The sequence below is a fragment of the [Clostridium] scindens ATCC 35704 genome, assembly GCF_004295125.1.
GTDB classification, from domain to species: Bacteria; Bacillota; Clostridia; order Lachnospirales; family Lachnospiraceae; genus Clostridium_AP; species Clostridium_AP scindens.
Genome location: NZ_CP036170.1, coordinates 1536415 through 1556937, shown reverse-complemented (window position 1 = coordinate 1556937; position 20523 = coordinate 1536415). Strand labels below are relative to the sequence as shown.

27 protein-coding genes and 1 pseudogene are annotated in these 20523 nt (G+C 46.8%); 4 read left to right on the top strand and 24 right to left on the bottom strand.

Annotated features, from left to right (window positions below):
• Both HDCHBGLK_RS07965 and HDCHBGLK_RS19980 read right to left on the bottom strand, forming a co-directional pair.
• Positions 1 to 519, bottom strand: a complete 519-nt coding sequence (locus HDCHBGLK_RS07965; RefSeq protein WP_004608593.1) for a GNAT family N-acetyltransferase — start codon at positions 517 to 519, stop codon at positions 1 to 3.
• A gap of 117 nt (positions 520 to 636) precedes the next feature.
• A pseudogene (locus HDCHBGLK_RS19980) lies at positions 637 to 765 on the bottom strand (cation:proton antiporter); the annotation flags it as partial.
• A gap of 150 nt (positions 766 to 915) precedes the next feature.
• Between HDCHBGLK_RS19980 and yfcE the strand changes: the two are divergent.
• Positions 916 to 1446: a phosphodiesterase gene (gene yfcE / locus HDCHBGLK_RS07950; protein ID WP_004608595.1), complete on the top strand. Its 531-nt coding sequence runs from the start codon at positions 916 to 918 to the stop codon at positions 1444 to 1446.
• On the opposite strand, the gene HDCHBGLK_RS07945 is transcribed toward yfcE, so the two are convergent.
• The 5 genes from HDCHBGLK_RS07945 to HDCHBGLK_RS07925 form a co-directional block, all read right to left on the bottom strand.
• Entirely contained in the window at positions 1435 to 1647 is a 213-nt protein-coding gene (locus tag HDCHBGLK_RS07945) for a macro domain-containing protein (protein WP_004608596.1), read from the bottom strand. The two genes, yfcE and HDCHBGLK_RS07945, sit on opposite strands and share 12 nt — an antisense overlap.
• Positions 1644 to 4085: a cation-translocating P-type ATPase gene (locus HDCHBGLK_RS07940; protein WP_004608597.1), complete on the bottom strand. Its 2442-nt coding sequence runs from the start codon at positions 4083 to 4085 to the stop codon at positions 1644 to 1646. The genes HDCHBGLK_RS07945 and HDCHBGLK_RS07940 overlap by 4 nt, the downstream gene beginning before the upstream one ends.
• A 154-nt stretch (positions 4086 to 4239) precedes the next feature.
• Positions 4240 to 5028 (bottom strand): HD domain-containing protein, encoded by a 789-nt coding sequence (locus tag HDCHBGLK_RS07935; RefSeq protein WP_004608599.1) that lies wholly within the window; start codon positions 5026 to 5028, stop codon positions 4240 to 4242.
• 3 nt (positions 5029 to 5031) lie between these two features.
• Positions 5032 to 6900 carry a DNA helicase RecQ gene (recQ, locus tag HDCHBGLK_RS07930; protein WP_004608600.1) on the bottom strand — a complete coding sequence of 623 codons (1869 nt, stop codon included), beginning with the start codon at positions 6898 to 6900 and terminating at the stop codon, positions 5032 to 5034.
• Between the two features lie 118 nt (positions 6901 to 7018).
• Positions 7019 to 7825: an alpha/beta hydrolase gene (locus HDCHBGLK_RS07925; protein ID WP_004608601.1), complete on the bottom strand. Its 807-nt coding sequence runs from the start codon at positions 7823 to 7825 to the stop codon at positions 7019 to 7021.
• Between the two features lie 80 nt (positions 7826 to 7905).
• On the opposite strand from HDCHBGLK_RS07925, the gene HDCHBGLK_RS07920 reads away from it, so the two are divergent.
• On the top strand, positions 7906 to 8151 hold the full coding sequence (locus tag HDCHBGLK_RS07920) for a hypothetical protein (RefSeq protein ID WP_039910108.1): 246 nt from the start codon (positions 7906 to 7908) through the stop codon (positions 8149 to 8151).
• Between the two features lie 80 nt (positions 8152 to 8231).
• Here HDCHBGLK_RS07920 and HDCHBGLK_RS07915 read toward each other — a convergent pair whose 3' ends face one another.
• From HDCHBGLK_RS07915 to HDCHBGLK_RS07865, 11 genes are all read right to left on the bottom strand, one after another.
• Entirely contained in the window at positions 8232 to 8444 is a 213-nt protein-coding gene (locus HDCHBGLK_RS07915; protein ID WP_004608603.1) for a DNA glycosylase, read from the bottom strand.
• Positions 8432 to 8851, bottom strand: a complete 420-nt coding sequence (locus tag HDCHBGLK_RS07910; protein WP_039910109.1) for an RrF2 family transcriptional regulator — start codon at positions 8849 to 8851, stop codon at positions 8432 to 8434. The genes HDCHBGLK_RS07915 and HDCHBGLK_RS07910 overlap by 13 nt, the downstream gene beginning before the upstream one ends.
• Positions 8852 to 9055: 204 nt before the next feature.
• Positions 9056 to 9931, bottom strand: coding sequence for a 4Fe-4S binding protein (locus HDCHBGLK_RS07905; protein WP_004608605.1), 876 nt, complete (start codon positions 9929 to 9931; stop codon positions 9056 to 9058).
• A gap of 1 nt (position 9932) precedes the next feature.
• Entirely contained in the window at positions 9933 to 10079 is a 147-nt protein-coding gene (locus HDCHBGLK_RS18940) for a CD1871A family CXXC motif-containing protein (RefSeq protein WP_004608606.1), read from the bottom strand.
• Complete coding sequence (locus HDCHBGLK_RS07900; RefSeq protein ID WP_004608607.1) at positions 10076 to 10663, bottom strand: TlpA family protein disulfide reductase; 588 nt, start codon at positions 10661 to 10663, stop codon at positions 10076 to 10078. Before HDCHBGLK_RS07900 ends, HDCHBGLK_RS18940 begins: the two co-directional genes overlap by 4 nt.
• 141 nt (positions 10664 to 10804) lie before the next feature.
• Positions 10805 to 11704, bottom strand: coding sequence for a DUF2812 domain-containing protein (locus HDCHBGLK_RS07895; protein WP_004608608.1), 900 nt, complete (start codon positions 11702 to 11704; stop codon positions 10805 to 10807).
• Between the two features lies 1 nt (position 11705).
• On the bottom strand, positions 11706 to 12032 hold the full coding sequence (locus tag HDCHBGLK_RS07890) for a PadR family transcriptional regulator (RefSeq protein WP_004608609.1): 327 nt from the start codon (positions 12030 to 12032) through the stop codon (positions 11706 to 11708).
• Positions 12017 to 12220 (bottom strand): hypothetical protein, encoded by a 204-nt coding sequence (locus tag HDCHBGLK_RS07885; RefSeq protein WP_004608610.1) that lies wholly within the window; start codon positions 12218 to 12220, stop codon positions 12017 to 12019. The genes HDCHBGLK_RS07890 and HDCHBGLK_RS07885 overlap by 16 nt, the downstream gene beginning before the upstream one ends.
• Before the next feature lie 465 nt (positions 12221 to 12685).
• The gene (locus tag HDCHBGLK_RS07875) at positions 12686 to 13159 is read right to left on the bottom strand and encodes a YaiI/YqxD family protein (protein WP_004608612.1); all 474 of its coding nucleotides are present in this window, start codon (positions 13157 to 13159) and stop codon (positions 12686 to 12688) included.
• 12 nt (positions 13160 to 13171) lie between these two features.
• A complete protein-coding gene (locus tag HDCHBGLK_RS07870; protein ID WP_004608613.1) occupies positions 13172 to 13753 on the bottom strand; it encodes an SOS response-associated peptidase in 582 nt (193 codons plus the stop codon).
• An 84-nt stretch (positions 13754 to 13837) separates the two neighbouring features.
• Entirely contained in the window at positions 13838 to 14485 is a 648-nt protein-coding gene (locus tag HDCHBGLK_RS07865) for an endonuclease III domain-containing protein (RefSeq protein WP_004608614.1), read from the bottom strand.
• Positions 14486 to 14664: 179 nt separating this feature from the next.
• Between HDCHBGLK_RS07865 and HDCHBGLK_RS07860 the strand changes: the two genes are divergently transcribed.
• Positions 14665 to 14934 (top strand): DUF3343 domain-containing protein, encoded by a 270-nt coding sequence (locus HDCHBGLK_RS07860; RefSeq protein WP_004608615.1) that lies wholly within the window; start codon positions 14665 to 14667, stop codon positions 14932 to 14934.
• Here HDCHBGLK_RS07860 and saoD read toward each other — a convergent pair.
• The 5 genes from saoD to saoT form a co-directional block, all read right to left on the bottom strand.
• Complete coding sequence (gene saoD / locus HDCHBGLK_RS07855; RefSeq protein ID WP_004608616.1) at positions 14924 to 15256, bottom strand: DsrE-related protein SaoD; 333 nt, start codon at positions 15254 to 15256, stop codon at positions 14924 to 14926. The two genes, HDCHBGLK_RS07860 and saoD, sit on opposite strands and share 11 nt — an antisense overlap.
• Positions 15257 to 15406: 150 nt before the next feature.
• Positions 15407 to 16264, bottom strand: coding sequence for an ABC transporter ATP-binding protein SaoA (gene saoA / locus HDCHBGLK_RS07850; RefSeq protein WP_004608617.1), 858 nt, complete (start codon positions 16262 to 16264; stop codon positions 15407 to 15409).
• Between the two features lies 1 nt (position 16265).
• Positions 16266 to 17057 (bottom strand): ABC transporter substrate-binding (seleno)protein SaoB, encoded by a 792-nt coding sequence (saoB, locus tag HDCHBGLK_RS07845; RefSeq protein ID WP_004608618.1) that lies wholly within the window; start codon positions 17055 to 17057, stop codon positions 16266 to 16268.
• A 3-nt stretch (positions 17058 to 17060) separates the two neighbouring features.
• Positions 17061 to 18203: an efflux transporter SaoE gene (saoE, locus tag HDCHBGLK_RS07840; RefSeq protein WP_004608619.1), complete on the bottom strand. Its 1143-nt coding sequence runs from the start codon at positions 18201 to 18203 to the stop codon at positions 17061 to 17063.
• On the bottom strand, positions 18197 to 18454 hold the full coding sequence (saoT, locus tag HDCHBGLK_RS07835; protein ID WP_267899453.1) for a thioredoxin-like (seleno)protein SaoT: 258 nt from the start codon (positions 18452 to 18454) through the stop codon (positions 18197 to 18199). The genes saoE and saoT overlap by 7 nt, the downstream gene beginning before the upstream one ends.
• Before the next feature lie 190 nt (positions 18455 to 18644).
• Between saoT and saoP the strand changes: the two genes are divergently transcribed.
• Positions 18645 to 19478 (top strand): ABC transporter permease subunit SaoP, encoded by an 834-nt coding sequence (gene saoP / locus HDCHBGLK_RS07830; protein ID WP_405054987.1) that lies wholly within the window; start codon positions 18645 to 18647, stop codon positions 19476 to 19478.
• Positions 19479 to 19586: 108 nt separating this feature from the next.
• Here saoP and HDCHBGLK_RS07820 read toward each other — a convergent pair whose 3' ends face one another.
• Positions 19587 to 20489: a selenium metabolism-associated LysR family transcriptional regulator gene (locus tag HDCHBGLK_RS07820; RefSeq protein WP_009249858.1), complete on the bottom strand. Its 903-nt coding sequence runs from the start codon at positions 20487 to 20489 to the stop codon at positions 19587 to 19589.
• Positions 20490 to 20523: the final 34 nt, after the last annotated feature.

Genomic DNA, 20523 nt, shown 5'->3' with positions numbered 1-20523 from the left:
TTATTTTTCTATCTTCTTGAAGAACACATATCCGGGCCGGCCGCCATACTTATTATCTTCGGCTACTATCTCATAGTCCAGCTGAAGAAAATTATTCACGCTATAAATGTTTTCCGGGTGCGCTGTTCCCATAAGATACTTGTACTGCGTATCCTTAAGATTCTTTTCTCCTTCTGCCATCAGGCATCTCTGCAGTTTATTTCCCCGGTAATCCGGGCTTACTGCAACGGACTCCATGTGTGCCACATACTGCCTCTGCTCTTTCGTAAGGCGTACGTAACTGCCCAAGTTATCACCTGCGTCTTTGGGAAAGCGGACGATGAGAAATCCAGCCAGGCAGCCATCTGCCTTTGCCTTCAATATAAACCCGTTCTCATGAAGATGCTTTCTGACATAGTTTTCATCATCCGCGCTATACCAGGACGCATCCCTGGCTAATTGGCAGGCTATATCCATTATAGACATAATATCCGGGACATCATCTTCTATTGCATAACAGATTTCAATCTTTTGGTCCATCTTCCCCTCTCCTTTCGCGGCATATCTTCAATGGTTAAAAGCATATCGCCTTCCAGTATCCTGGTATCTCCCACCGGTACAAATGTCTGGCCGCCAAGTTTTATGATGGCAACAGTGGGCGACAGGCTTTGCTTCCTTCCAATTCGTTCCGAATCCTCCATAAAACATGATAAATATCAAGGCAACTGTACATACCTGCTCCACGAACTCAAAGTCGTCAAACGGTATCTTAAAAATTCCATCCGATTACGATTGCTATTATGGTAAGGGAAATCAGCATAGTTCACCTCCGTTACCAGTATAACATAACCCTGAACGTATGAAAAATGAATTTTACTCTGCACCAATTTTATGCTACAATTCCCTCATAATCCGTATAAAGCGAGGTAAATATATATGAAATTAATGATTGCATCTGATATTCACGGTTCTGCCTATTATTGCCGGAAAATGCTGGCTGCCTATGAACGCGAGCAGGCTGACCGGCTGCTTCTGCTCGGCGACATCCTCTACCATGGCCCCAGGAACGACTTGCCAAAGGAATATAATCCTAAGGAAGTGATCAGCCTTTTGAATCCCATGAAGCAGGAAATCCTGTGCGTCAGAGGAAACTGCGATACGGAAGTTGACCAGATGGTCCTGGAGTTTCCTATCCTGGCGGACTATTGCTTTCTTGAACTTAACGGGTGTAGCATTTTTGCGTCCCATGGCCACCACTTTAATCCCCAAAGCCTTCCGATGCTGAAGGAAGGGGACATTCTGCTCAATGGTCATACCCACGTACCGGCCAATCGGAATATGGGAACTTATACTTATATGAATCCCGGCTCTATCTCCATTCCAAAAGAAAACTCCGCCTGCGGCTATATGACCTATGACGGCGAGTTCCTGTGGAAAGATCTGGATGGAAACCTCTTATCCATCTAGCGCGTTTTCATAATATTTTTTTGTAATCTCATCAAAACATACCATCTGGACTTCTTCTATCTCCGGATGCTCCTTTAAGAAAGAACGGATGGTATGGACAGCACTAGGCGCTGCCTTTTCAGATCCATCCACAGCCTGCATCTGTCCGGAACCACGTAGGGCTGGTATCCGCCTCCTTGCGACATACCCGCCTTCTATCACGCTTTGTGAAAGACCTTCTTATGCAAGCCTTTCAATCCGCCAACCAGCAGCGTCAGATATCTAAGAACCGGTTCCGTGGCGATGGAGAATACGATGAACAGCATGATGCATTTGCTGGACATCCCTGTAATCGCAAATAAATCCGGAAGGAATATGCTGCATGCCAGAAGGCCAATAATAGAGCCTGCCCAAACTATAACACGGATCGTATTCAGCGGCTGGCATATTTTGTACAAGATCATGAATCCCACGATGGCAAGAAGCATGGTGGCTGCCGTGGAAATGTCCTTGGCGCCCACCCCGAAGGTCTGTCCGAATACGACCAGCGCCCCAACCGCCAGCACATCCGTTAGCCCTGCAGGCAGCGCTTTTAAAAATACATTGGTAAGAAAATGTCCTTTGATGACTTCCTTATTCGGCTGCAGCGCCAGGAAGAACGCCGGTATGCCGATCGTAAACATGCTGATCAGCGATATCTGCGAAGGCTCCAGCGGATAAGTGATCATAAATGCCACTGAGAATAAGGACAGCAGGAAGGAAAAAATATTCTTCACCAGGAACAGGCTGGCAGAACGCTGGATGTTGTTGACCACCCTTCTTCCTTCCAGCACCACGGATGGCATGCATGCAAAATCCGACTCCAGAAGCACTACCTGAGACGCCTGGACGGCCGCATCGCTTCCCGATGCCATGGCCACGCTGCAGTCCGCATCCTTCAGGGCTAATACGTCGTTCACCCCGTCTCCGGTCATGGCAACCGTCTTTCCCTGCTCTTTTAAAGCCTGCACGAACTGCCGCTTCTGTCCCGGAGTCACACGGCCGAATACCGTATACTTTGCGATTGCATTCTTTACATCCTCTTCCGTCTCAAGAGTTGCCGCATCTACATACTCTTCCGCATTCTTGATCCCCGCTTCTTTGGCTACTTCAGATACGGTTAGCGGATTATCCCCGGAAATAACCTTGACCTCCACGCCTTGCTCAGCGAAATATTGGAAGGTCTCCGGGGCCTCCTTGCGGATTGGGTTGGAAAGAAGCACATAGCCAAGAGGCGTGACCTTCTCTGTCAATTTCTTTCCATCCAAAACACCGGCATAACTTCCAAATACCAGCACCCGGTAGCCTCTCTTGGCATAGGTAAGAATCTCCGTGCGATAGGTATCATAATCCTCCCGCAGCACGAACTCGGGCGCTCCAAGGACGTATGCCTTCTCTTCAAAAGCAACTCCGCTATACTTCGCAGCGGATGTAAATGGCGCCACCTTGGCCGGCACTGCGCCAGTGCCTTCCTTGAAATATTCCTTCATGGCTTCCATGGTGCTGTTGTCGCTGCTCATGGCCTTTACAAAATCGCCCACCAGTTTGGATAACTCCGGCATATTTTCCTTGTCATATTCTTCTGTAGGCACCAGTTTGTTTACACTCATAGAATTCTCTGTGATGGTGCCCGTCTTGTCTACGCACAATACATCCACCCTGGCAAGGGTCTCGATACTCTTCATATCATGGAGGAGCACCTTTTTATGCGCAAGCCGCATTGCGCTTACCGCCAGGGCTACGCTGGCCAGCAGATAGAGTCCCTCGGGAATCATGCCAATGACTGCCGCAACCATGGATGTGACGCTATTGCGAAATCCTTCGCCATTAAAAAAGAATCCTTGCACGAAAAGCACGATCCCTATCGGTATCAAAGCAATGCCGACAAACTTGACCAGCTTGTCCAGCGAACGGATCATCTCTGACTGCTCGCCTTTTTGCATTGCCTTGGCTTCCAGCGTCAGTTTGGAGATATAGGAATCCTCTCCCACAGATTCCAGCCTGGCAAAGCACTGGCCTGCAACTACGAAACTGCCGGACATCAGATGGTCGCCCTGCTTCTTGGTAATCTCGTCCGACTCTCCGGTCAGCAGGGATTCATTGACCCGAACCTCCCCGTCTACTACGATGGCATCCGCACAGATCTGGTTCCCTGCTTTAAACAGGACGATATCATCCAAAACCAGTTCCTCCGAATCCACGTTTAACGTCTTGCCATCCCGCACGACATTGGCGCGGGGCGCATTCAACATGCTCAGTTTCTCCAATGTATTTTTAGCCCGAATCTCCTGAATGATCCCAATCAGCGTATTAATAATGATGACCGGCAGAAAAGTAAGGTTCCTAAACGACCCCACCAGACACAGAAGTACTGCCAGCACCGTAAAAATCAGGTTGAAATAGGTAAATACATTTTCATGAATGATCTCCCTGGTCGTCTGAGATGGAGGATCTACCGCCACATTTGTCCATCCATCCTGCGTATGCTCCCTTACCTGCTGGCTGGTAAGCCCCTCTCTGTAATCCGGCTGATAACGGGTAGTCGGCCTTCTGGGTGTCTCATATTCATGACCGTATACTTCTTCCTCTGCCTGTACTGCATTTCTTGACTTCCGCCACATACAAAAAAACCTCCTCATGTGTATGGTAGTTATTATACGCCGGGAAATCTTGGAATTCTATAAACACTTTCTTAAAAATGTCTTAGACTTTCGTGAGCCTTTACCAGGCGTACTTTCCACCACCAGGATCTGTGCCTGCTCTCCTCCTATATTTTCATAAATAATTGGAATGTTTGCTGCATCTGGCAGCGCTTACATATTGCTTTAATCCTTCTTTTATCTCCAACATCTGTTCTGCAGTCTCCGGATTCGAATAAGGAATCCTCGCAATTAATCTCTCTATATAATTGTTTTCCTCAATTATATCAAAAGTAACCTGATAGTTTATATCAAAAAAATATGCCAGGTAGGATACCCAATAATCCATCTTCGTCTTTCTCGTCAGTGAGCGTATGGACTCCTTCCTCCGGAACTGCTCCATAACCTCGGGACTGATCGCGCTCTTTCCTACCTCTTTGGCCGTTACTTGCAGCATGGTCTCTATAGCATCCTCCAATTTTACTCGGCAGTTATCCAACTTGTCCGCGTCCCGAATGATTCTGGCGTGTAACAGTTTGTGGCTGTCTTCGATTCCTCCCAGTTTAAAATCACTGTGCTTTATAATAGCAGTTCGAATAATGTCATCCCATTTATCTTCTCTTACAAATCTCCGGATCAGCCCCTCTTCAAACAGGATTCGAACGCCAAACCTTGCATGATTCATGGTATCCGGCTCAAAACTGTCGAATATCCTTAACTGCTCAAATCTTCCAATATCATGAAGCAGGCCGATCAACTGGGCTAAGTCTATATCCTCCGGGCTAAGTCCCATCCGCTCCGTGATCTGGCGGCTGGCATCTACCACGCCATAAGTATGGACGATCTTAAGCCTTATTTTATCGTCACTTTGATCATATTGTTCCAGATAGCGTTCAAACGTTTCCCTTGCATATTGTAAATCCATAACTTATATCCTCCGGGCTATTACTTCTAAAAATCTCGCCCCATACTTCTCCATCTTATAATCGCCTACACCGCTGATCGTAAGAATCTCGCTCGAATTCTCTGGCTTGGCGGCACTCATGAGCGCCAGTGTTTTATCGGAAAATACCATGTATGGCGGCACTTTCTCCTCCGCCGCAATCTCCTTTCGCAATGCGCGCAGCGCCTCGAAAAGTTCCAAATCCTTTTCCTCCAGGGATGCAGCCGCCCCGGCCTTCTTGCGTCTTACTTTCCCTCTTCCGGCGGATCTTTCCGGCTCTCTTTCTTTCGCCAGTTTCATAAGCAGAGGCACTTTTTCCTGCTGCAACTGCTCTGCTGCATCTGCTGCTTTCAGCACCGGATAATTGTCATTTGATAATTCCAGATACCCCCGGAACAATAACTCCTGGATTATTTGGCGAAGTCTCGGCACCGTAACCTCCTTCAGGCTCCCATACTCCGGATTCCTGTCAAGGCCTCTTGAAAGTATCTTCTGATTGCCTGCTCCCCGCACGATATCTATGATAACCGTAACTCCATAGTTCATATGATTCGCCTTTATGCATCTGAGAATGGACGCGGCCTCTCTGGCGATATCCACGTCCTCAAACTGGGTTATGCAATTCAAGCAGTTTCCACAATATCCAGGACTTGCCTCTCCAAAATAATCCAGTATGTAATTGCGCAGGCAGCCAGTCGTAAAGCAATAGAAGGTCATCTGGCGAAGCCGTTCTTCATCCCGTTCTTTTACGAGCCTGCGCGTTATCTCATCCAGCGCTTCATTGTCCTCATTATTTTCGATAAAGAATCGGTTCGTACGCACATCCATAGGCTCATAATACAGAATGCAGTCCGACGGCTCTCCATCTCTCCCCGCACGCCCGGCTTCCTGATAATAACTCTCCATATTCTTCGGCATGTTATAGTGGATGACGAATCGGACATCCGACTTGTCAATCCCCATTCCGAACGCATTGGTCGCTACCATGATCTGTCGGCGATCGTAAATAAAATCATCCTGATTTTCCTTGCGTTCCATATCGCTTAGGCCCGCATGATATCTCGTAACTGAAAATCCTTCTTTTCTCAGATTGTAGCAGACATCCTCCACATTCTTCCTGGTCAGACAATAGACGATTCCGCTGCTTCCAGGCATCTCTTTTTCTTTCCTGCGAATATAGCTCACCAGTTCCTTATACTTATCTACCGGCTTCCTGACAGCAAAGTAGAGATTCTCTCTGTCAAATCCCGTCGTAATCACAGAAGGGTCCTGCAACTGCAAAATGTCCATAATATCATCCCGCACGCCCGTGGTAGCCGTTGCCGTATAGGCTCCTATCACCGGACGGTAAGGCAGTTTCTTCAGAAAATCCAGAATCTTTAAGTAACTAGGCCTGAAATCCTGTCCCCATTGGGAGACGCAGTGAGCCTCATCTACCGCAAGGAAAGAAATCTTAATGCCTTCCGACATCACAAAATCCAGAAACCCTTGCGTCTCCAGTCTCTCCGGCGCCACATAGATAATCTTGTACCGCCCCTCCCGGGCATACGCCAAGGCCTTTGCATACTGCCCCACGCTAAGAGAACTGTTTAAAAATGCCGCATGAATGCCCGCCTGATTCAGGGCTCCTACCTGATCCTTCATCAAAGAGATCAATGGAGAAATCACCAAGGTAATTCCTTCCATCATCAGAGCCGGTATCTGGAAGCACATAGATTTTCCGGCACCGGTAGGCATAATACCCAGAACATCCCTGCCGGAAAGGACAGCCTCGATCAACTGTTCCTGCCCTTCCCGGAATCCATCATAGCCAAAATATTGTTTCAGAAGTTTTTCCGCAGTTTTTTTACTCAATGTTATATTCCTCGATTAATCTTTTCTGGTAATCAGCATCTTCCGCCGACCGTCTAATGAAAATCCCGGAAAGATGTGACGCTCCCCGGGAATCCCTCGCTTATACAATCATTATGCTTTATATACGGTTTCTAATCCAACTGATAGCATCCCTGATAACTTCGTCCCTGCAATACTCATTAAAGATCTCATGGAACAGGCCCCCATATATCTTCATCTGGCGGTCTTTGGATGCTGCCATCTGAAAGAAATCGTAGGTGTCCTGAACCGCCACCAGGCCATCTGCCTCCCCGTGCATCATCAGTACAGGATAGGCAAATTCCTTGCCTGCCTCCCGGAACCACTCCAGTCCATCGCAGATCGCATAACACAATCCGGTAGTAAAGGTCTTCTTATTGTATGGATCCTTGCCATACCAGTCCACGATTTCCGCAACTGAGCACACGCCCCCGCCCAGTTCATTCGGCAGTTTCTGATGCGGATCAAGACCTTTGGGCACCCCCGTGATCAATCCTGCATTATCAAATGTCAATGCTCCGCTGGTTACAATGCCTTTTAACGCTTTATCCGGATATTTGGCGCCATACAAAGATACGGCAAAGCCTCCCATGCTATGTCCCAGAAGGAATACCGGAAGTCCCGGATTCTCCTCAATTGCCTTATCTACGATCACGTTTACATCATCCAGCATCTCATTGTAATTGCCGTAATAGGACTCCTCCCCTTCTGACCTTCCATGTCCTCTGTGGTCGAAACGGTAGGTCCCGATTCCCGACGTATGGAACAGGTCTGCCAGATAATCATATCTTCCCTGATGCTCGCAAAGTCCATGCACGATCACGCATATGGCACTGGCATCTGCCGCTGCTTCTTTCTTCAGGAACAGTTTCGTTCCATCAAAAGAAGGAATCATAATTCCGTCCATAAATAATACCTCCTTTGACTATTTCTACTAACTCAAGTATAATGCCTCATAGAGAAATAGTCAAAGGAGTTGATGGAACAATGAATATGGATTTTAACCAGATCGCGATGCTTCAGAAACTAAAGGGATGCCTGGACCGTTTCCGTGCGGGCCATCCGAAGTTTCCGCTGTTTTTAAAGGCAGTCTCACAGGAAGCGCTTGTGGAAGGGTCAGTCATCGAGATAACCGTCACCGCCCCGGATGGCAGGAATTATTGCTCTAATATCAAATTGAACAGCGAAGATCTGGAGTTTGTAGACTGCTTAAAAACATTGGGCAATCGCTGATCAGCGATTGCCCATTAACTCATGATAAAATACTCGCCGTTCGCACCACATATTTGCTGCGATAGCCCAGGTTGCATTCCTTAAGCGTCAAAATATCCCTTCCAGATGGTATCAAACTCTTCTTCACTGCAGTAAAACAAGCACTCTTTATCGTTCTGTATAAGTCTCAGATACCTGTCTTTTGCTATTACAGCGTAACTGTCATCTTCCAGCCGCGACATGCGGAAGCATTGGCCTGAGTCGCAGATCTGCGAAATATCAAAATAATCCAGCTGCCTTCTTACTTCTTGCATCCGGCTACTTTCTTTTCCACATCCTGGATCGTAATCCCTTTCAGGCGCTTCTTGCATATTTCGTCCAGTTCTGCATAAATCCCATCCATGACCCCCGCCATTCCGGATGCAATCATGCAGTCCATGTCCATACTTCCCGAACGCCACGCGGCCTTTACAATATCCACCTGCAGCGCTTCACAGATATCCCCAAGAGTGATCTCGGAGGCATCCAGGGACATATGATAACCTCCCTTTATGCCTTCTTTTGTACCTATCAATTCCTTTTTCTTAAGTTTTGCCATGACCTTTCTTACCCGTGCCGAGTTGGTACAGATGTTTTCCGCCAACTCTTCGCTTGAGAGCACGGCATTCTTATGATGCAGATACACCAGCGCATGCACTGCAATTGCAAATTCACTCGTCATTTCTCTCATTCCTTTTCTATTCGTCCGTAACCTTTTTATTCCTTCATATCCTTACTGTCTTCAAAACAATAGGACAAGAGCAGGCCCAATATTGTTCCTACAGCCACCGTCCATACCGGACTGGATGTGATCGCTCATCCCCCGCTGCTGCAGCTGATAAATGAATAGTACGCAAATCCTAATGCTGCGCCTGCCAGGGCAAAACTAATCCGCTTCACGATTTTTTTCATGGCAACCTCCTTTTTTTCTGCTGATCGCCTGCGTAGGACACGCCCTCACGCAGTCTCCGCAGCGAATACATTCCAGGCTGTTCGGCTTCTCCCATACCTTGATATCCATCTTGCAGGCCTTCTTGCATTTTCCACATTTGGTACAGGCGCTCTCATCGATCTGATATCTGTACAGCGCCACCGGATTAAAGAAACTGTAGATAGCGCCCAGAGGACACAGATACTTGCAGAAGGGTCGGTAAACCCATAGAGCCAGTATAATCAGTACAATCAGGATTGCTGCCTTCCAAAAAAACAGATTTCCTACCGCAAGTTTCAGATTCTCATTGAGAAGAACCAGGGGAATTCCTGCAGCAAGCGTACCGCTGGGACAGATGTACTTGCAGAACCAGGGGGCTCCCTGGCCAGTGAAATCTACCACCAGAAGCGGCAGCAGGATTACGAATAATACAAGTATAACATATTTTGCCCAAATCAGCACTTTATGGCCCGGAAGATTCTTCCTCTTTTTAAATAATGGTATCTTATACAGCAAATCCTGCACCAGCCCAAAGGGACACAGCCATCCGCATACAAACCTTCCAAATAAGGAGCCAAAAAACAGCAGAAATCCTACTGCATAAAAGGAAAACTTATAATCCCGGCTTCCCAGAACTGCCTGAAGGGAGCCTATGGGGCATGATCCAAGCGCTCCCGGGCAGGAATAGCAGTTCAGACCTGGCACGCAGGCCGCCTTAGTTGGGCCGGTATATATCCGGCCTCTAAGAAAACCAAGCAGATATCCATTTGTTACGGCTGTAAAGACGATCTGTACCCACAGCCTCATACGGTTCTTTATTACTTTTATCATATTAGCCAATTCCTACACACTCCAGACAAATATTTACGGCTTTCGTAAACACGGTACCGGCTTCGCCGCGAGCAGCGCCTACGAAGAGAAATACTGCCGCAGCGGCAAATAGCGCAATGCGGATTCCGATTATCTTGCGCCTGCTCATGGCTGTACCTCGGCAAGCATCTCATCTATGATCTTGGCCCAGCTATCCATATCCCTTGCGCCCGGATAAGCCTTGCCTACCTGGTTTCCGTCTTTATCAACGAAATATGTGGCAGGAACAGCATATACTTCTTTTAAAATTCCATTCTGCAGATCATTAGAGGCTACCATATGCGTATAATCCGCCTTTGCAGTTGAAATAATATCTTCTGCCGTCTCATCTCCCGGATCGGATACATCGCTTATAAGCCCCACGATCTGAACGCCCTTGTCCGCATACTGGCGGCTTAACTCTCCCAGTTCCGGCATCTCTTTGATACACGGTCCGCAGAAGGTTCCCCAGATGTTCACCATGGTAAGATCTGCCTTGGAAAATATGTCCTGAGATACATCTTCTCCGTCAAGAGTCTTGGATTCGAACGTGCCAAAAACTGTTTTTGACGCCTGGCCGCCGCCATCTTCTTCTGTTGTCTCTTCCGCCTTGTTTTCAGTACTGCCTTCTGCTGGCTTTGACCCACATGCCGTAAGCACAAGGGCAAGGCTAAGTATTAATACGGTAATAGACTTTGCTTTCTTATTTCTCATAGTTGCCTCCTTTTATCTGTAATTACTTTTGTTCCAGTTATTTTATATGTAATTATACTTGTTACAGTTATTTTTGTCAATATAAAAAAGGCGCGCAGCATCATTTATTAATGCCGCACGCCATACTCCTCTATCATCATTTTAGTCAAGTTCGTAGGAAATCTTTATTTTACGGGCTTTATCGCCCTTCTCGCTGGCAATGCCGATCCTGTAGTCTCCTCTTTTCAGCCAGATACGCTTGTTTTCTACTCTTGTTTTCTTATCGCTGTTAGTATATACCGCTTCACCGTTTGCATCGTCAATACGAAACGTCACTGGGCTGTCATTATCCATCTCAAGATCCAGATAAAAATTATCTGGATAATGCACGGTAAAATCCTTATAATAAGTCCCCCCATTGGTATCTCCTTCCAATGTATTGCTGCAATCAGGCTTTAAGGCTCCCAATACGCTCCCCGCGGTCCAGCATACAACCGCTATAATCATCATCGTGGATAAGGAAAATATCTTCTTAAAATGCCGTTCCTTTTTCCGGATGCGATAGATTCCCAATCCGAGAAAAACAATAAAGTCGATTTCCAAAAGTATCAATGGAATTCTGGTCCATTCCGGATACTGTATCATTCTTACTATCATAAAAATCAGGAAAACAGAAATCACGGCAGTAAAACTATAGGCGAGCCGTACCCACCTGCGCTCCATATCCGGAATTGCCGAAGAGTCCGTGTAAATCTCATACTCTTCTTCCGGTAATTCCGGATTATAAGGCTTCCGGAAAAAATGCCAGCCATTAAAAGTAGAATTAATATACTCCCATCCCTGATCCTCAAACATCTCCAAATAAAGCACCTTATTCTCTATATCGGTATTATAATCCAGCTGATAGCGGTAGCATACTTGATCATTCTGCTCATATATGCTTTTGAAGCATCCTCCCTTTACCAGCTGCCAGCCTTCCTGCGACTTCTTGTTCAAGTCTTCAATCTCTTTCTTATAATCCCATGCAGCATATGCAGCATGGCTTATTTTCTGCTTGCCCATATCACTTTCCCTCCAAAACTTCTTCTGCGCCTGCCAGCAGCCGTCTTAATCTCCTAATCTCCGTATCCAGGATCTCTCTTCCTTCTTCCGTCAGTTCATACATCCTGCGCCGGTCAGAATCCTCTGTACTGCCCTTGCTTTCTACGATCCAGCCCTTCTTTGTCATATTTCCGGTTGCGCCATACATCGTGCCTGATCCGATCTTTACTTCCCCTGCAGACAATTCTTTTGTCCGCTGCATGATTCCATATCCATGATTCGGTCCATTTGCCAGGCAAAGCAGAATGTAGAAATAACTCTCCGTTAAAGGCTCTACTTTCTTACCCATCTTTCCAGACTCCTTTTCTTAAAGTTCTTTAACTTCATATATCTTTCTTGGGGCAGTATCCCGATGATTTCCAGGCAGATAGAAAGACCCAGCAGCGCTCCTGAGGCGAATTCCGGGATCTGCCCTACGTATTTTACGCAAAGTGTCAGGAAAAACAACAGGATTCCTATATATAATTCTTTTCTCATATCTAATTCCTCCTAATATATCGCCATGCGCTATGTCGTCTGACGACTTATTTTTCTATATCGTACCACGACATATGTCGTCTGTCAACATAGTTTTATTAAAAAAAGAAAAACAGCTGCACAATGCAACTGTTTTAAACTGCTTTTTTACTGAATAATCTCTTTTACATCCTTGATCAAGGATATCCGGAACAGCCTCTGTTTCCCGGGACTTGCCCCTGTCCTCCTTAGTCTTATCCTTTTTTAGCGTGTGTATTTTATAGAAGCATAATATGCTAAATACGAGCGCCACGCAAGCGATAAATCCTACCATCTACTCGTCCTACATGATCTGAAAGCCCTTGACTGCCGACATTTCGATCAGCTTGATCCTTCCAGGTCCAGCGCCAGAGACATATCATCGCAGTCTATACCTCATTACTTTCAAATGCATGCTCATATTGTAATATATGCCTGTGTTTTTGGCTAGCAATTATCTTTGGAATCTTTGCAAAAGATCTTTTGCAAAATAAGTTTTTCCAAGGAAATCTTGAATCTTTCATCATCTTCTTTGGTTCTTTTCGCCGGCCCCTTCAGATGATGCCTGCTCTTTTCCCTACGTGCTTTCTTAGCCATATGACGCTCCATCAGAAGCAGTTCGATATTCTCGTCTGTGTACCATTTTCCACTCTGATGGATTCCATATGCGCCCTTTCCCAGCGCCATGGCCGCCACTCCATAATCCTGGGTCACCACGACGTCGCCCTCATTTAACTGGCTGATAAGGGCGAAATCCACTGCATCTGCCCCTGCTCCTACGACTTCCACCTGGCTGTAGGAGGACTTCAGCACATGATTCGTATCACAGAATAATTTACAGGGAAGATCGTATTTTTCTGCCATCTCCTCAACTCCCGCCACCACCGGGCAGGCATCCGCATCTACCAGTATCCTCGCCATAACTGATCCCTCCTATATAAATGGCAGCGCCTGCTGCTCATATTCCTGCTCCTTTTTAAGCGCTGCCGGGATTCTGCCAAGCAGGAATTCCAGGCAGTCATCGTCATGCAGCCAGTTTTCTAGTTCCTCTTGCTCCAGTATCAGCGGCATCCTGTCGTGAACGCCGGACACGGAATCATTGGCTTTCGTAGTCACGATAATAAAATGCTCCTTGTCCTCAAACAACCGGTAGAAGCCTGCCATATACAGTACCGGCGAATCCTCTCTACAAAAGGTCACCTTATTCCTGGACTGATCCCATTCATAAAAATGGCTGGCCGGAACCACGCAGCGCCGATTGCGGATGCTATCCCGAAACAGGGGACGCTCCATTGCCGTCTCCGCCCTGGCATTAATCAAAAGTCCCTTGCCACGGCTCTGTGGAAATCCCCAGCACATCATTCTCGTCTGCGCTCCATCTTCGCCTCCTACTAATACGGCGGCCTCCTGGGAAGGATATACATCCCCAGTCTTGATCTGGCTGATTCCCCTTCCGGATGTAATGTCTTCTAGTTTTTCAGAAACATAGTCTCCTATATAATATCTGCCGCACATGCCTTTGTCCCTCCATTCTCAGGTTCTTGCTAAAAAGAGTAACATCATGAATACGATGCTACTCCTGTCTTATGATTATATCCATTATATTGAACTTTCAACCCCGGCTTTCGCACAGATATCCTCCAGGCAGCATCTGTCACAGAATGGCTTCGTCCTGGCCGTGCAGATATCTCTTCCGTGATATACCAGCCTGTGGCAGAAATCGCTCCCTTCCTCCGGTGGAATGATCTTCCACAGTGCCATCTCCACTTTCTTCGGATCCTTGATTCCATCCACAAGGCCGATACGGTTGGTCAGCCGGATGCAGTGGGTATCCGTCACGATGGCAGGCTCGCCAAAGACATCCCCCATGATCAAGTTAGCGCTTTTTCTTCCGACTCCCGGAAGTTTTAGCAGCGCGTTAAAATCTCTCGGAATCTTGCCGTCATACTCTTCTTTTAATATCTTCATACAGGCGCTGATATCCCTGGCCTTGCTCTTTCCAAGCCCGCAGGGCCTTACAATCCTTTCAATGTCTTCTACGTCTGCCGCGGCCAGCGCCTCCACATCCGGGTATCTGGCATACAGATCTTCCACCACGACATTTACCCTGGCATCCGTACACTGGGCCGCCAGACGGACGCTGACCAGAAGTTTCCATGCCTGGTCATAGTCCAGGGTACATCCGGCATCCGGGTATTCCTTTTTCAGACGCTCTATCACTTCTACTGCTAATTGTTCTTTCATCATACCTTACTCCTTATCTTTCTGGTAAATATGAATCGTTACACCGTCTTTTTCGATAATAGCATGCCAGATCTGCCTTGTCCAGACCTCGCCTTCCTTTCGCTTCTGCTATTACGCTTCCCCGGCATCTATGGTATAATAAGTCTTAAGATCAAGCATAGCAGAAAGAGAGTTTTTTTGATATGGGAAGACCAGAATATTATTATATCATGGCATTCGATACCACTACCGATGCCATGCAGGCGGAAAGACATGCAAAGGAACGGATAAAGGCGGCCATCATGCCCATCCCGGGCGCCATCAGCAGCGGCTGCGGGCTGGCGCTAAGATTTATGGAGGAAGATGAAGAAAGCATCCTTGCCTTCTGCAAGGATGCCCCCGTCAATGGCCATCTCTATAAACTGTTTACCCAAAAGGTAGATGGACATCATCCTGTCTTCCTTATAATGTGATTACCTGATCAACGCCAGCTGGCGCAAGCGCTGCGTATACATTAGGGAAGCAGCCGATACCTGCCGGCGCAACAAGCTTATCTGCAATATCTCTCTGATAGCAGCAACGGTCGCAGGCCATAAGAAGCATGCCTGTCTTCTCGCTTATTGCCTGCAGCCTGGCGGCAATATCACAGCCCTCTACCAGCATATAGGCATTGTCGAAGAAAAACATCATGCCTGCCACCTCTGCGCCATGGCGGTCTTCCTCTAACTGCGGGATAATCATCGTCTCCAGGATTTCCCTTGCATGTTCTGATTCCAATAAGTAAGCTACCTTCATTCTCTTTGTACCTCCTGTTTTTTTCTAATTATACTTCAAATGTCGCTTTCGCCTCTTCCACTGCTTTAACATATCTGCCTTAATCACGGAAGCCGCATCCAGTTCCATATCCGTAACGTATTCTTAAGTCTCCATTATCCTTTCTCTCAATTATGCGGATGTGCCCATCGCCTCCCTAAGCGGTTCCTTTCCACTCTCCACGCCTTGGATGAATTCCATAATATCCTTGTCTTCCTGGGTAAATACGCCTCCATCCAATGCAGACTTCAGTATCTCTGTCAGATGGTCTACATATGCATGGTATTCCGGCGTCGTGCGGTCTCTTGGCCTTGGAAGGTCAATCTTTACGTCTTCCAGTATCTTTCCGTGATTCCTGGACATGACGATCACCCGGTCGCTTAGATATATGGATTCATCTACATCATGGGTAACCATAAGAGATGTCGTCTTCTTTTGTCCCAGCATGTTTTCTAACTGTACCTGAAGAAGCTGGCGCATCTGGAAATCCACTGCCCCTAAAGGCTCGTCCATCAGAAGCACCTTGGGGTCGCAGGCCAGCGCCCGCAGCAGAGCCACTCTTTGCTTCATGCCTCCTGATATCTCGTGGATATAATAATGCTCATACTCCGTCAGTTGGGCCATTTCCAGCAGTTCTTTGAGCCGCTCTTTTCTCTGGCTCTTCGGTATCTTCATCTTCCGCATAGGATATTCAATATTCTCTCCCACCTTAAGCCATGGGAACAAGGCATAATTCTGGAACATAAACGCCCTGTCCGGCCCCGGTTTTTCCACTTCTGCGCCATTGACCTTTATGACTCCGTCCGTTGCCTTCTGAAACCCCGCAATGATTGTAAGCGTAGTCGTCTTCCCGCATCCCGAAGGTCCGAGCAAGGATACGAACTGCCCTTCTTCCACTTCAAAGTTCACATCTTTTAATACTTCATTTTCTGGCTCGCCTTTTCTTCTTCCTTTAAAACTCTTTGAAATTCCCTGCACTGAAATTGACATTCTAATCTACTCCTGTCCCTTCTAATGTTAAAAACTTTATATTCTTATTTTCCAGCCATTCTTCTTTTACGCCCATCGTCCAGGCCAGATAGTCGCTATTGCTCAAACGTGATACCGCCCGGTTATAACTGTCGATAAAATCCCGGAATGCCTCTGTCTTTTCGAATTCTTTATCCACCACCAGTACATAAGATATATAATCCGTATCTGACAGCGGCATATTCCGATAATCAGGCACTTTGGCCGCCTTCGTAATGTCCAGGATCGCCGCGTCTACCTGCTCATCCTCCAATGCGTACAGGATTCCTTTCTGGGTAATCTCATTGAATCCCTGGATCTGGGGATACGTTTCCTGGGCCAAATCCTTGGATTTTTCTCTGCCTTGCGTAACCGCAAGGTTCTCTACATTCTCCCAGTGATCCTTATATACGATAGTCTCGCCGTTCATAATCACTGGGCCATATATCTCTACATCCTGATTCTGCATCACCGTATGCCTGGCAATATGGGTACAGTAAAATCCCACATTAATCTCCTTAGCATTCATTGCCCACTGCGCCGTATTGCTGCAGCAATCCTGAAAAGAAGAACTCTGATGCGTCCTGGAAACCTTATAGTCCTTTAATGCCTCTACCGTTTCATCCATTAAAACTCCTGATATGTCATCACCGGCGCCTATCTTTATCTCAGCCTCCTTGTTCCACCGCTTTTCTTTTGGAAGGAACAACGCCGCTCCAAGTCCGGCTGCCAAAAAAACGATCAGCGTTATGACGATTGCTCTCTGAATCTTCATGACTTATGCCACACACTGCTTTCCGGCCCTGCCTTTGATAATCTTGAAAAGAGAATACAGCGCATAGCATACAAGTATCCCGCTGCATAAATTCTGTATCCATCCTGGCATGACTACGATCATTTTATTCGCATAGGATATGGTATGCTGTGTCTGATCATAATTCAGCACCGGCGTAAATCCCGGCATCAGAAGCCTGTTGGTGATATAGCCGACAATGTTGGAAATAACCACCACCATCCCCAAATACATAAGCATGGCTCTCTTCCCAATCGTCTTGCTTATGGTAAGAAGTTCCGGAATGTTCGTTCCTGCTCCGGCCATCAGAAATGTGATGGCCACTCCTGGCGCCGCTCCGCTTGCCACCAATGCGGCAATAAACGGAATATGTCCGACCGCGCACACATACATCGGCGCCGCTACCACCGTAATTCCAAATAAAGATACGAAACCGGGATTCCCCAGATAATCTTGAATAAAAGACTGCGGCACGATATTAAACAGCACGCCTGCAATCAGCATACCCGTCACGGTATACTTGCTGATGGTCACGCTGAGTTCCGTCAAAGACCAGCGAAGCCCTGATTTTATCTTCTCCCAGAACCCCGGCTCCTCGAATTCCAGCTGTATCATAGGCTCGCTTCCATCCTCCTCATCGGTATCGATCTGAAGCGATGCCTCTTCTTTCTGCCTTTTCATTCCTATATGTAATTCCTCTTTCGCAAATCTATTTGCTACAATTCCGATAATCATCGGCGCTACAAATCCGGTAATCAGATATATGATAGCCACTTCCTTGCCCAAAAGGCCAAAGGCAAGCAGAAGGGCAATCGGATTGATCATCGGCGTGCTCGTCATAAATGCAAGCGTAGGTCCCAGATACGCGCCGCTATAATACATGCTGATTCCAAGCGGAATCGTACCACAGCTGCAGATCGGTATAAACATTCCTGATATCGTGGTCCAAAAGACGCCGCTCACCCTCGATGACCCAATAGCCGTTTTCTGCACCTTCTCAGGCTTCAAAAATTCATGCAGCACTCCTGCAACGATAAAACTGAATATCATCCACCCCGACGAACTGTTCAGCATATTCCATGAAGAATTCAGAATCCTGAGTATAAAATTTCCAAAATCCACTAGCATGACTTCAGTGCCTCCTTAAAAGCATCGCGCACCGCCGGCTTTGTAAGTTTTGTGACGGCTTTCTTTTCATTGATCACCAGCATGCTCTTCGTAACCGCCCCATATTTCGGAATATAGTCAAAGTCTTTTCCCGCACGGTAAATCTTTACATGCACCTTGCCCTCATATTCCTTCTCCAGAACTTGAACCAAGTCCCCAAACACCTCGCATCATGCACATGCGCTAATATATTCAATACATGGTTTTTCCATTTTCCCACCCTTTTCTAATAATAAATATTTGTACAAGCACCCTCATTATATCTGTTGATCTGCTTTTTTTGTTTCTTTATTAAAAATCCTAATATTAACAAATGTTAATATTTTATTCCTTAATAATCCTACTTTCCGCTTATTGATTTTGTTATGATTTTCTTACTGATTTTGGAAGAAAGGAGGAAATATGTTGGAAGAAAATCATGACCAGCAGGTAGATCGGATGCGGGCCGCCACGAATGCCGGCGACCGGGGAAGATGGCGCAAATTCGGGGGCAGGAATCGAAATGTCGCGGCGCTTATCGGTCTAGCAGTCATCTGTATCATCTGGTTTGCCGCTGCACACATTGTAGATAAGCCTTTCTTGTTTCCGTATCTGGAAGATGTGTTCAAGGAGGTGGGATTCTCTCTTACGGATCTGTACGTGCTGCGCAACCTTGGAATAACCATGAGAAGAGTTCTAACGGGCTCTCTCTATGCGTTCATCATTGGATTCCCTCTGGGAATGCTGATGGGATACTCCCCCCAGATTCTAAAGGCCTTGTCTCCTTTTATGAATTCGTTAAGGCAAGTTCCGATTATGGCATGGGTTCCTCTTGCAATCGTATGGTTTGGAATCGGAGATGGACCAACCATTTTCCTGATTGCTTTCAGCGGCATCTTCACAATCATTCTGAACACCATATCCGGAGTACAGGATATCAGCAAAGATTATTATCATGCTGCAAGGTCTATGGGAGCGAGCACTTTCGGCGTCATCAAGGATGTCGTCCTTCCCGGGTCCCTCCCCGGAGTGCTGACCGGGCTCAGGCTTGCCGTAGGGCTTGGCTGGATGTCCGTCATATGAGCGGAGTTTATCGCGACCAGTGCCGGATTCGGCTACTGCATGGTGGAAGCCCAGGCAAAGATGCAGACAGAAAAAGTAATTGCCTATATGGTAATTGCCGGACTGATCGGCTTCTTAATTGACACATTGATGGTTCTGGCAGAAAAGGTCCTTCTAAAATGGAGGGCTCAATAGATAGCATACGGAGGCATGGCCACCAGATTGCCTGCTATCGCAGATATTTCAGGAATTAAAAAGACAGGTCTGCTATTTAAGAGATCTGTCTTTTTGCGTCCAAACAATCTATAAGTTCTGGCAGAACTGCCTCAAGATCTTGATGACGCTCGTCACCGGAAGCGGCATCATCCTATCCTTGTGGTACAGCAGATATAACTGCCTGTTTGTATCTATATCCGGAAACTCGAATTTCAATATCTTCCCTTGCGCGACCGAATCCTTAATTGCAAGGCTGCTGATGAATGCAACTCCAATTCCCTGCTCCACTCCCCTTTTTACCATCTCGCTAGTCTCAACCTGCAGCGCCACCTTTAAAGGCCTGGCATCCAGATTCAGCGCCCGCTCGATACTCTCTGAGGCAAACCTGGTTCCGCTTCCTGACTCCCTCAGCACATACGTCTCCTGCCTCAGCCTGTCGATAGGAAACTTCCCCTTCATATTCTGGTATTCCTCCGTATTCGGCGTCACGAGTACAATCCTGTCTTTTGCCAATGGCTGGCACATGCATTTGTCGTTATTGCTTCTGATGCTCCCAATCCCTATATCTGTCTCAAAATGTAAAATTGACTGCAGTACCTCGGCGCTGTCCCCTTCGGATATCCTGTAATTGATATCCGGGTATGCCTGCCTTGAATATGCAAAAAACTGCGGAAGGATATAATTACCGGGAACCGAAGATGTAGCGATCGACACGGTTCCTTTTATTTCCATTTCATTCTTGTGTATCTGTGCAAGCGCTTCGCTCTCCGTCTCAAGAAGCCGCATTGCGAAGGGATAGAAGATAACGCCTGCATCGGACAGAATCACATCCTTGGTCGAACGCACCAGAAGCTGGACACCCAGTTCCGATTCCAGCTGCTTGATATGCGTGCTGATCGTAGGCTGCGATAAGAAAATCTGTTTTGCAGCCACAGAAAAACTTTTGCAGTTCACGACACTGATAAAACTTCTTATGTACTCCAGGCGCATATGCTTCCTCTTTTCTCCAAAAATGTAAGTCTTT